General features: G+C 65.0%; 7 protein-coding genes. 3 read left to right on the forward strand and 4 right to left on the reverse strand.

Annotated elements, in window-relative coordinates; genetic code table 11:
* Positions 1–15 precede the first annotated feature (15 nt).
* Both clpB and ACODSR_RS07045 read right to left on the reverse strand, forming a co-directional pair.
* Entirely contained in the window at positions 16–2,595 is a 2,580-nt protein-coding gene (clpB, locus tag ACODSR_RS07040; RefSeq protein WP_489074989.1) for an ATP-dependent chaperone ClpB, read from the reverse strand.
* 103 nt (positions 2,596–2,698) lie between these two features.
* The gene (locus ACODSR_RS07045; RefSeq protein ID WP_489074991.1) at positions 2,699–4,321 is read right to left on the reverse strand and encodes a M28 family metallopeptidase; all 1,623 of its coding nucleotides are present in this window, start codon (positions 4,319–4,321) and stop codon (positions 2,699–2,701) included.
* A 152-nt stretch (positions 4,322–4,473) separates the two neighbouring features.
* Here ACODSR_RS07045 and ACODSR_RS07050 point away from each other — a divergent pair, with 152 nt between their 5' ends.
* The 3 genes from ACODSR_RS07050 (at position 4,474) to ACODSR_RS07060 (ending at position 8,252) form a co-directional block, all read left to right on the forward strand.
* On the forward strand, positions 4,474–7,341 hold the full coding sequence (locus ACODSR_RS07050; protein ID WP_489074993.1) for a M16 family metallopeptidase: 2,868 nt from the start codon (positions 4,474–4,476) through the stop codon (positions 7,339–7,341).
* Positions 7,342–7,353: 12 nt separating this feature from the next.
* Positions 7,354–7,656, forward strand: a complete 303-nt coding sequence (locus tag ACODSR_RS07055) for a hypothetical protein (RefSeq protein ID WP_489074995.1) — start codon at positions 7,354–7,356, stop codon at positions 7,654–7,656.
* A gap of 101 nt (positions 7,657–7,757) precedes the next feature.
* Entirely contained in the window at positions 7,758–8,252 is a 495-nt protein-coding gene (locus ACODSR_RS07060; RefSeq protein WP_489074997.1) for a MarR family winged helix-turn-helix transcriptional regulator, read from the forward strand.
* Here the strand turns inward: ACODSR_RS07060 and ACODSR_RS07065 are convergent.
* Together ACODSR_RS07065 and ACODSR_RS07070 are read right to left on the reverse strand one after the other, a co-directional pair.
* The gene (locus tag ACODSR_RS07065; RefSeq protein ID WP_489074999.1) at positions 8,208–9,146 is read right to left on the reverse strand and encodes a glycoside hydrolase family 43 protein; all 939 of its coding nucleotides are present in this window, start codon (positions 9,144–9,146) and stop codon (positions 8,208–8,210) included. The two genes, ACODSR_RS07060 and ACODSR_RS07065, sit on opposite strands and share 45 nt — an antisense overlap.
* Positions 9,147–9,734: 588 nt before the next feature.
* Positions 9,735–10,946, reverse strand: coding sequence for a glycosyl hydrolase 53 family protein (locus ACODSR_RS07070; RefSeq protein WP_489075001.1), 1,212 nt, complete (start codon positions 10,944–10,946; stop codon positions 9,735–9,737).
* Between the last annotated feature and the right edge of the window lie 182 nt (positions 10,947–11,128).

The following is an 11,128-nucleotide window of genomic DNA, read 5'->3' on the forward strand; positions in this document are numbered from 1 at the left end:
CTCCCGCCGTTCGTGTCAGGCGACGCTGAGCGTCAGCGCGCCGTCGCCATCCTCCACCCGCACCTGCGATCCATCGGGCACCGCCCCGCGCAGGATCAGGTCGGCCAGCGGGTCTTGCAGGTAACGCTGGACCGCGCGTTTCAATGGCCGCGCGCCATAGACCGGGTCATAGCCGACCCGCCCCAGCCAGGCCCGCGCGCCGTCGGTCAGGTCGAGCGCGATCTTGCGATCCTTGAGCAGTTTTTGCACGCGGGCGACCTGGATATCGACGATCGGTGCCATATGGGCGACGCCGAGGCGGTGGAACAGGATTACCTCATCCAGGCGGTTGAGGAATTCGGGTCGGAAGTGACCGCGGACCACCTCCATCACCTGATCCTCGACCTTTTCGACCGGATCATCGTCACCCAGCGCGGCGATATACTGGCTGCCCAGGTTTGATGTCAGCACGATGATGGTGTTGGTGAAATCGACCGTGCGGCCCTGTCCGTCGGTCAGGCGACCGTCATCCAGCACCTGGAGCAGGATGTTGAACACGTCGCCATGGGCCTTTTCCACCTCATCGAACAGCACGACCTGATAGGGGCGGCGGCGCACGGCTTCGGTCAGGACGCCGCCTTCTTCATAGCCGACATAGCCCGGAGGCGCGCCGATCAGCCGGGCGACGCTGTGCTTTTCCATGAATTCGCTCATGTCGATGCGGACCATGGCATTTTCATCGTCGAACAGGAAACCGGCCAGCGCCTTGGTCAGTTCGGTCTTGCCGACACCCGTGGGGCCAAGGAAGAGGAAGGAGCCGAGCGGGCGGTTGGGGTCCTGTAGCCCGGCGCGGGCGCGGCGGACGGCGGTGGATACGGCCTTGACCGCATGGGCCTGCCCGATGACGCGCTTGCCCAGCGTCTCCTCCATCGCCAGCAGTTTCTCTCGTTCGCCAGTCATCATCCGCTCGACCGGGATGCCGGTCCAGCGGGCGACGACCCCCGCGATGTCCTCGGCGGTCACCTCCTCCCGCAGCATCGCGCCTTCGGAGGCGGTTTCCGCTTCGGCGAGGCGTTTTTCGAGGCCTGGGATGGTGCCGTAGGACAGTTCGCTCATCTTGGCGAGGTCGCCCGCGCGCTGAGCCTGTTCCAGTTCGAGCCGGGCGGCGTCGAGCTGTTCCTTGATCTTGGCTTCGCCGGCAATCTTGTCCTTTTCCGCCTGCCAGCGGGTGGTGAGCGAGGCGGATTGTTCCTCCAGATTGGCGAGATCGGTTTCGAGCGTGGTTAGCCGGTCGGCGGATGCCTTGTCGGTCTCCTTCTTGAGCGCCTCCCGCTCGATCTTCAGCTGGATGATGCGGCGGTCGAGATTTTCAATCTCTTCGGGCTTGGATTCCACCTCCATGCGCAGGCGCGACGCGGCCTCGTCCATCAGGTCGATCGCCTTGTCGGGCAGGAAGCGGTCGGTGATGTAACGGTTGGAGAGGGTCGCGGCGGACACCAGCGCGCTGTCGGTGATCCGCACGCCGTGGTGCAGCTCATATTTTTCCTTGAGGCCGCGCAGGATGGAGACGGTATCCTCGACCGTGGGTTCGCCGACGAACACCGGCTGGAACCGCCGCTGGAGCGCAGGGTCCTTTTCCACATATTTGCGATATTCGTCGAGCGTGGTCGCGCCGATGCAATGCAGCTCGCCGCGTGCGAGGGCGGGCTTGAGCAAATTGCCCGCGTCCATCGCGCCCTCGGATTTGCCCGCGCCGATCAGCGTGTGCATTTCATCGATGAAGAGGACGACCTGGCCCTCGGCGGCCTTCACCTCGTCCAGCACGCCTTTCAGGCGCTCCTCAAACTCGCCGCGATATTTGGCGCCCGCGATCAGGCTGCCCATGTCGAGCGCCATCAGCGTGCGGTCTTTCAGCGTATCGGGCACGTCGCCATTGGCGATGCGCAGAGCGAGGCCTTCGGCGATGGCGGTCTTGCCGACGCCGGGGTCGCCGATCAGCACCGGGTTATTCTTGGTCCGGCGGGCGAGGATCTGGATGGTGCGGCGGATTTCCTCGTCCCGGCCAATGACCGGGTCGAGCTTGCCGCTGCGCGCGGCTTCGGTGAGGTCGCGGGCGAATTTCTTGAGCGCGTCATAGCGATCCTCTGCGCCCGCGGTGTCGGCGCTGCGGCCCTGACGCAGATGATTGATCGCGGCGTTAAGCGCCTCGACCTTGACGCCAGCGGCGGCCAGCGCCTTGCCCGCCGTCGTGGTGGTGGCCAGCGTCAGCGCCAGCAGCAGCCGTTCGACCGTGACGAAACTGTCGCCTGCCTTGGCCGCAACCTGCTCCGCGCTGTCGAGAATGCGCACCGCGTCATTGTCGAGACCGGGTGTCTGCTGCGCGCCGCTGCCGGACACGGACGGCACTTTTGCGAGTGCTGCGTCGGTGTCGCGCAGCGCAACTTCGGGCGCACCGCCCGCCGCCTTGATCAGGCCCGACGCCATGCCCTGCTCATCCTCCAGCAGGGCTTTGAGCAGATGTTCGGGGCTGATCCGCTGATGGCTCATGCGGATCGCGACGGTTTGCGCCGACTGGAGGAAGCCCTTGGCGCGGTCGGTGAATTTTTCGAGGTTCATGACTTACCCTTGTGAAGCCCTTGGCTCTGTATGGAACTGCGGCTGATGTGGTGTTGCCAAAAGGCCACACAAGAGGCACTACGCAATTTCCACCAAGAGCGATTCATTTTGGCGTGCTGGCCTTGGGTTGATCGGGGGCGAAGGCGTCGCCGAAAAAGTCGCCCTGATACCAAAGCGGGGCTTGCGGCGCGTCGGCGATGTCGCGTGCGATCGTGTAATTGACGCGGGCGAATTTGGCGGCAGCCTGCCAGTTGAAGGGCAGGTCGATCTGGTCCGACGGCTGGTGATAGTCGGTCTTGAGGAAATGTTCGAACGCGGCCTTGCCGGGACCAGCGAAGCCGGTCATCAGGAATACCGACGGCACGCCTTCCTGCACGAAGCGATAATGGTCGGAGCGGGTGAAGAGGCCTTCAGCCGGGAGTGGATCGGGCGAGAGGGTGACGCCTGCGGATTTGGCCGCGCGATCGACGATCGGGCCGAGGTTGGAGTGTTCCGCCCCGAATGCCACGACATCGGCGAAATCATAGGTCAGGATCGGCATGTCGAGATTGACGACGCCGACCAGCTTGCCACCGGCGGGCAGGACAGGATTGCGCGCGAGATATTGGGAGCCGAGCAGGCCGTCCTCCTCCGCCGTGACCGCCGCGAACAGGATGGAGCGTTTGGGGCGGGTGCCGCTTTCGGCAAAGGCTTTGGCGACGGCCAGCATCGTGGCGGTGCCCGACGCATTGTCCATCGCGCCGTTATAGATTTTGTCTGGCCCCTTGGCGCTTTGTCGCACCCCATTATGGTCGAGATGGGCCATCAGCAGCACATATTCATGCTCCAGCGCCGGGTCCGATCCGGGCAGGATGGCGATGACATTGTTGGAGGCGGCGGTGCGGACCGTGCTGGTGCGGTCGAGCTGGACAAGGGGTTTGAGGGCAAAGCCCTTGGGACGCCCGCCCTTCTTGCCTGCGAGTTGCATGATCGCGGCGATCTTGCGGCCTGAGCCGGCGAACAGGGCGTCGGTCGCGGTGCCGTTGACCAAAGCGCCGCCGCGGATCGCGGGGGTGCGGGTGAAGGGCTTGGCCTGCGCATCGAGCCAGCTGACGGTCGGTTCGCTGGCCCGGTCACGCAGCTTTTCCCAGGGGGTGCGGGCGAGCAGGCTGGGGCTGGGAATGGTGATGAGGCCGATCGCGCCCGCCTTTTGCGCGGCCAGCGATTTTTCGGCAGCGAGATGCGCGCCGACTTCGCTGGGCATACCGACCGGTGAGCCGGAAAGGGCGACAGCGAATTTGCCGCGCAGGTCGAGACCCGCATAATCGTCGATCTTCTCCCGGTCCGATTGCAGGCCATAGCCCACGAACACGGCGCCAGCCTCGATGCTCTGGACCGGTTCACGACCGAACGCGCCGATCGCGACATCGCCGCCCGTATCGAAGCGGGTGCCGCCGATGGTCAGCGCAGGCTTCACCCTGGGATCGAGTTCGGCGAGTGCCAGCGTGACCGGCTGATACCAGCTGTCCTTGACTGCCTGTTGCAGGCCGAGCGCGGCGAAGCGGGCGGCGACGTAGCGGGCGGCAATGTCATAGCCGCGTGTTCCGGCGTCGCGTCCTTCGAGCAGATCGTCGGCCAGGAAGCTGACGTCGGCGCGGATCGCTTGCGCGGAGAAGGCCGGTTCCTGCGCGAGGGCGGGGGCGGAGAGAGCGAGCAAGGAGGCGAGCAGGGGCAGGCGGCGGAACATGGGGGGAGCCTTTGCAATCTATGATGCCACGGAACCTATCGCGGCAAGCCGCGCTGTCCAGCGTCAAGCGTATTGCACTGCTAAAACGCAGCGCTATCCTAGCGTCCTCTGCGGGCGCCTAACCCGGCTGCTTTTCTCAAGAAGGTTTCTTCATGACCCTTTCCCCCCTGTCGCGTCGCCTGTCCCTGCTGATCGGCCTGTCGGCGATTGCCCTGTCCCCCATGACGCAGGCAGTGGCGCAGACGGCGGTGACCAGTGCTGCGCCCGCGCCGCTCTCCAGCCTCGTTTCGGCGGTCGATATTCCCTATGAGGAATTCACGCTGAAAAACGGCCTGCGGGTCATCGTCCACACCGACCGCAAGGCGCCGGTGGTGGCGGTGTCGATCTGGTATCATGTCGGGTCGCGCTTTGAACCGGCGGGCAAGACCGGCTTTGCCCATTTGTTCGAGCATCTGATGTTCTATGGCTCTGAAAATGCCGACGGGCCGTTTTTCGGGCGGCTGGAGGATATTGGCGCGACCGACTGGAACGGGACGACCTGGTTCGATCGCACCAATTATTTCGAGACGGTGCCGACTGGGGCGCTCGACCGGGCGTTGTTCCTGGAGTCGGACCGGATGGGGCATTTGCTGGGCGCGGTGACGCAGCAGAAGCTGGATACCCAGCGCGGCGTCGTCCAGAATGAAAAGCGGATGGGGGAGAATGAACCCTATGGGCTGGTCGAATATGCGCAGCTGGCCGCTTTGCTGCCCGAAGGTCATCCCTATCGCCACTCGACCATCGGGTCGATGGCGGACCTCAACAGTGCCAGCCTGAGCGATGTGCAGGGCTGGTTCAAAACCCATTATGGCCCCAATAACGCCGTGCTGGTGCTGGCCGGGGATATTGACGCGGCGACGGCGAAGAAGAAGGTCGAACGCTGGTTCGGCAATATCGCCGCTGGCCCCGCACCGCAGGATGTGGACGCGACCGTCCCTACGCTCGACAAGGATGTCGAGAAGGTGATGAAGGATAATGTTGCGGCGACCCGCCTCTATCGCAACTGGGTGGTGCCGGGCGTCAATGGCGCGGATCTGCCAGCGCTCGATCTGGCGCTGTCGGTCTTTGGTGGCCTCGCCTCTTCGCGCCTCTACAATACGCTGGTGCGGGACGAGAAGGTGGCGGTGGGCGTCAAGGCCAGCGTCCAGCCATTCGAGAAGCTCAGCATCGCCGAGATTACGGTCGATGTGAAGCCGGGGGCCGATGCGGTCGCGGTGGGCAAGCGGCTCGATGCGCTGCTGGCCGACTATCTGGCCAAGGGACCGAGTGCCGACGAGGTGCAGCGTGCCGCGACCCGGCAGCTGGCAGGGACAATATCGGGACTGGAGCAGGTTGGCGGCTTTTCGGGCAAGGCGGTGACGCTGGCCGAGGGGGCGGTCTATTCCAACGACCCGGAGAAATATCGCAAGGATCTGGCGGCTTATGCCAGCGCGACCCCGGCGGAGGTGGGTGAGGCCGCGCGCAAATGGCTGAGGCGGCCGGTGTTCCGCCTGACCGTGGCACCGGGCGAACGATCGGCGGCGGACAATGCGCTGGCGGGGAATGCGACGATGAAGCCAGCCTATTTCCGCGATCCTGCGGCTCCGGCCCCGGCGGCTGGAACGCCGCCTGCGCCCACGAAGATTGCCGAACCGCCGATCGAGCCGGTGGCCGATCTGGATTTCCCGACGGTTGAACATGCGAGACTGAAGAACGGGATCGCGGTCCAGTTTGCGCGCCGGGCGACGGTGCCGACGGTGCGGGTATCGGTGGCGTTCGACGCGGGCAATGCGGCGGACGACCGGGCGAAGCTCGGCACGGCGGCGCTGGCGACGGCATTGCTCGACGAGGGGACGAAAAGCCGCAGCGCGCTGGACATCGCGCAGGAGCAGGAGCGGCTGGGCGCTTCGGTGAGTGCGGGCAACAGCATGGACCGAACGACGGTTGGCCTGTTTGCCCTCAAGCCCAACCTGGATGCGTCGCTGGGGCTGCTGGCCGATGTGGTGCGGAACCCCGCTTTCGCGCCAGGTGAGGTGGAGCGGCTGCGCGGGCAGATGCTGACCCGGATTGCGGCGGAAAAGACCGAGCCGACCGCGATCGCCCAGCGCATGTTGCCGCCGCTGCTTTATGGCAAGGCGCATCCTTATGGTATTCCCTTCACCGGGTCCGGGACGGAGAGCGGGGTCAAGGCGGTGACGCGGGCGGACCTGACCGCTTTCCATGATCGCTGGCTGCGACCGGACAATGCGACGATCTTCGTCACGGGCGACACCAGTCTGGCCGAATTGCTGCCGTTGCTGGAAAAGCGCTTTGGCGACTGGAAGGCACCCGCGACGGCAAAGGGGACCAAGCTGTTCCGCATGGACCGGATGGCGCGCCCGGCGCGGATCATCCTGATCGACAAGCCGCAAAGCCCGCAGTCGATGATCCTGGCCGGGGTGCTTACAGCCAAGAAGGGGACCGACAATCCGGTGACGCTCCAGTCGGCCAATGAAGTGCTGGGCGGCAGCACGACGTCGCGGCTGACCATGGATCTGCGCGAGACCAAGGGCTGGGCCTATGGTGCGGGGACGTCGCTGCCCGGCGTCAAGGACACGATCCCGCTGCTGGTCTATGCCCCGGTGCAGACCGACAAGACCGGCGAATCGATCATCGCGGCGCGGCAGGACATCAAGGATTTCCTGACGACCAAGGGAACGACCGAGGCGGAGCGCAACCAGACGATCAACGGCCAGATATTGTCGCTGCCGGGCAGTTTCGAGACATCGTCCGACCTGCTGGGCGCGATGATGCGCAACAGCCTGATCGGGCGGGCGGATGATTTTTACGAGACGCTGCCCAACATCTATCGCGCGATGACCGCGGCCGATTTCGACAAGGCGGCGCGGGAGGCGATCAATGCCGACGGGCTGATCTGGGTCGTGGTGGGCGACGCAAAGCTGGTGCGGCCGCAGCTTGACGCGGTGGGCTTGCCGGTCGAGATGGGAACATTGGCCGATTAAGGAGTGAAGATTATGGCAAGTGTCGATGGCGCCTATGATTGCGTGGCCAAGACGCCGATGGGCGATCAGAAGGGCGTGTTCACCGTGATCAGCAATGGCGACCGATTCAACGGCACCTTTGCGGGCATGATGGGGTCGCTCGACGTGGTCGATGGCAAGGTCGCGGGCAACACGCTGACCTGGAAGATGGAAATGACCATGCCGATGCCGATGACGCTGGAGTGTGAGGCGGAGGTTGCAGGCGATGCCGTCACCGGGACGATGCAGTTGGGGGCGTTCGGCGCTTCGGCCTTTACCGGCACGCGACGGACTTGAGTTGGCGGGGGCCGGGTGATGCCCGGCTCCCTCAACCCGACACTGAGCTGGACACTGTCTGGCAGCTTGCATGTTTTTGATTAGTTAGCTAACTAATTGATATGAGAGAGCGGGACGCTGGGCGGGCTTTATTGCATGTGCTGGGGCCGGTGGCGCGGGGGTGGCGGCAGGCGGCGGATGGAGCGCTGGCGGGCCTCGGCGTGTCCGGGAGCGCGGGCTGGTGTCTGGTGCATCTGGCGAGCGTGGGCGCGGTGTCGCGACAGGCGGAGCTGGCGCAGTGGCTGGAGATCAGTGCGCCGTCGCTGGTGCGGACGCTGGACCAGTTGCAGCGCGCCGGGTGGATCGAGCGGACGACCGATCCAGAGGATGGACGGTCCAACCGGGTGACGCTGACCCCGGCGGGCAAGACCATGGCGGCACAGATCCAGGCGCGGCTGGACGTGCTGGCCGACGAATTGCTGGGCGGGCTGCCGGACGGGGCGGTGGAGATTGGTGTGGAACTGCTGGGATTGCTCCGGTTGCGGATTGCCGAGCAGAAGCTGGCGCAACTGTTAGCCGAGAGCGGCGATGATCCTGCGGGGGACGCGGAGCAATGAGCCGTGGCGCGCGCCCGGCGGCATGGTCAGGCGGGGGCTGACATCGCGCCATGTCACCATGTCGCGGGTCATAGCCGCGCCCCAGCGGCCTTCCTTATAGACGTCATAATAGCAGATCAGCGCGTCGCCGACCTGCGCGGTCATCGGCCCTTCAACCCAGGACGGGGAGAAGGGGGGCGAGAGCGGGCCGAAGGGACCGGCGGGGCTTTGGGCGGGGGCGCTGCGCAGCCATTTGCGCGGCGGGGTGAGGGTTTCGTCCTTGATGATGAGGTGGAGGCTGCCATCGGGGGCGCGGGCGAAGCTGCCGTCGATCAGGCTGAAACCGGGATCGTAGAGCGGTTGCGGCGGGGTAAATGTCACGAAATCCGGGGTGGTGGTGGACCAGAGGCGATGGTTGTAGCCGGATTCCGATGAGCCTGCGGTGTCGGAGAAGCGCCCCGTCACCGTGCTTGACCAGAAGAGCATCCAGTGGCGGGCGGCGGGTTCGTAGATCGCTTCGGGCGCCCAGCAATTGCGGGTGCCGGTTATAGTGGCCATGACCGGCAGCGCATGCTGGGGCGACCAGTGGATGAGGTCGCTACTGGTAGCATGGCCGATCGTCACCCCTTCCCAGGCGGTGGTCCAGAGCAGGTGGAAGGTCGCGCCGTCGCGAAACAGGAAGGGGTCACGCAGCAGTTTGGTCTCACCGACCTGTGGGACGAGCAGGCTGCGGCCACCGGCGAGCGCGCGGAAGGTGAAGCCGTCGTCGCTGGCGGCGAGTTTGAGGCCGTCCGCTTCGCCCTTCCCCGTGGTGAAATAGGCGAAGAGGAGCGGGTCGGCGGCGTGGGCGGGGTTGGTGGCGCAGGCGGTGAGCGTGAAGGCACCAAGGCCAAGCAAGATGTTACGACGGTTCATACCAACCTGCGGTGATTGTGACGCATCTCCCCTCCCCGGCGGGGAGGGGTCGGGGGAGGGGGAGCGATGCGAAGCCGAGCGTCCACGCTGGCGGTAGTACACCCCCACCCAACCTCCCCCTGGAGGGCAGGGGAATTGCATATGAAAAATCCGTTCGTCCTGAGCCTGTCGAAGGACTGTCCTTTTCTTGGCGCGGAAGCTTGGAACAAAGAAAAAACGGCCCTTCGACAGGCTCAGGGCGAACGGAAACTTTGCTAGATACTTCTCCACACCAACGGTAAATTTCATATGCGATAGCCCTGCCCTGGAGGGCAGGGCTATCGCATATGAAATTTACCGTTCGTCCTGAGCCTGTCGAAGGACTGTCCTTTTCTTGGCGCGGACGCTCGGAACAAAGAAAAAACGGCCCTTCGACAGGCTCAGGGCGAACGGAGACTTTGCCAAATCCTTCTTCACACCAAGGGCAAATTCCATATGCGATAGCCCTGCCCTGGAGGGGGAGGAGGGCCTTATGCGTTGGATCACAGCCTGACATCATGGCAGGCGCATGCCGTTCAGGCGCGGGGCGAGGATGGCTTGAGTCTGCCATTATTGCGCATAGTCCCTCGCCATCTGGGCGTAGAGGTCGAGTAACGGGTTGGCGACATAGTCGCCGCCTTCGCCGATCGGGCCGGTGGGTTCGGGCTTTGGCGGGGGTGGCGCGCTGGCGAGGCCGCCGGGGGCTTCGGCGCTGTTGATGCCCTGGCTCAGCAGATCAGGCTTCGCGCCTTCGCCTGCGTTGCGACCCTCACGGTCGAACAGGGCTTCCTGATGGCGGGTCGGTTCCCAGATGAACGTACCCCAGCCGCGCCGGTCGGGCAGGGTGTGGACCAGATCATTAAGGTAGCGTTTGCGGCTGGAATATTCGGCGACCAGCAGGCCTTTGCCGGGATAGCGGGCGAGGAACTGGTCAAAGGTCGTGGCCCAGTCCCCCTGTTCGCGCTGCTGGTAGCAGGAGAAGCCGATGACGTCGAAATCGACCTTGCGGGCGATCAGCGCGTCGGTCCATTCGCGCACGATTCCCCAGTGGCGGCCAAGATGATTGTGGAGCTGGATGGCGATGGCGGGTTCGGCGCGACGCGCGCCCGCTATACCGGCGCGCAGCAAAGCGGCGAAGGCGTCGAAGCCGCCCACGGCCCCGACCTTGGCATGATTGGCGTCGGTGACGGGGTTGCCGGTGGGGGTGGAGAGCTTCACCCGGCCATGGGGCCAGAGGATGCCGAAGGTGGTTTCATTGCCGATGACCGCCATATCGACCGGCGCGCCGCCCGCGCGCATGGCCACGAGCGTGTCGTGGGTGTGGGCCTCGACGGCTTTGGCGAGTTTGGGGAGGTCATAGCCGGCCCAGGACGCTGGGACGCCCTGATGCTCCGGGTCGGCCCAAGTGTCGCTATAGTGGAAGGAGAGCACAAGATAGAGGCCCGCATCGCGGATGCGGCGGCCCAGTGTGATGGTCTGGGCGAGGCCGGCCCAGGCCTTGTCGGGTTCGCGTTTGGAATAGCCCTTGGCGGGATCGACGAAGATGCGCAGGCGGATGGCGTTGAACCCGGCGTCGCGGAGCAGGAGGATCGGGTCTTTCCGGGCTTCGCCGACGAAATAGCGCGCGCCTGCGGCTTCATCTTCGGGAATCCAGCTGATGTCGGCACCAATGAGGAAGGGGCCGGGGCGAGCGCCGGTCTTTTTAGGCGCCGCTAAGGCGGGGCTGGCGAGCAGTGGCAGGGCTGTGGCGCCGAGCGCGGCGCGGCGGGTGAGGGCGGGCATCCTGTCTCCTTTCGGTGAGGCGGAAGGGAGGGTTGATGCCTCCTCTTATTTGGGTGTGTGGGTTGATGTGCGACGCCCTGGGCTCCCGCCTTCGCGGGAGAACAGTTATTGGCGCGCGATGATTTTACCTTGGCCCGTTCGTTTCGAGCGAAGTCGAGAAACATTGCGCATGGCTTCTCGAC

It is taken from the genome of Sphingobium sp. FG125 (genome assembly GCF_057809795.1).

Bases quoted from the DNA above. Each gene is read 5' to 3' on its own strand.
- clpB (WP_489074989.1), bottom strand. From the start codon at position 2,595: ATGAACCTCGAAAAATTCACCGACCGCGCCAAGGGCTTCCTCCAGTCG.
- ACODSR_RS07045 (WP_489074991.1), bottom strand. From the start codon at position 4,321: ATGTTCCGCCGCCTGCCCCTGCTCGCCTCCTTGCTCGCTCTCTCCGCC.
- ACODSR_RS07050 (WP_489074993.1), top strand. From the start codon at position 4,474: ATGACCCTTTCCCCCCTGTCGCGTCGCCTGTCCCTGCTGATCGGCCTG.
- ACODSR_RS07055 (WP_489074995.1), top strand. From the start codon at position 7,354: ATGGCAAGTGTCGATGGCGCCTATGATTGCGTGGCCAAGACGCCGATG.
- ACODSR_RS07060 (WP_489074997.1), top strand. From the start codon at position 7,758: ATGAGAGAGCGGGACGCTGGGCGGGCTTTATTGCATGTGCTGGGGCCG.
- ACODSR_RS07065 (WP_489074999.1), bottom strand. From the start codon at position 9,146: ATGAACCGTCGTAACATCTTGCTTGGCCTTGGTGCCTTCACGCTCACC.
- ACODSR_RS07070 (WP_489075001.1), bottom strand. From the start codon at position 10,946: ATGCCCGCCCTCACCCGCCGCGCCGCGCTCGGCGCCACAGCCCTGCCA.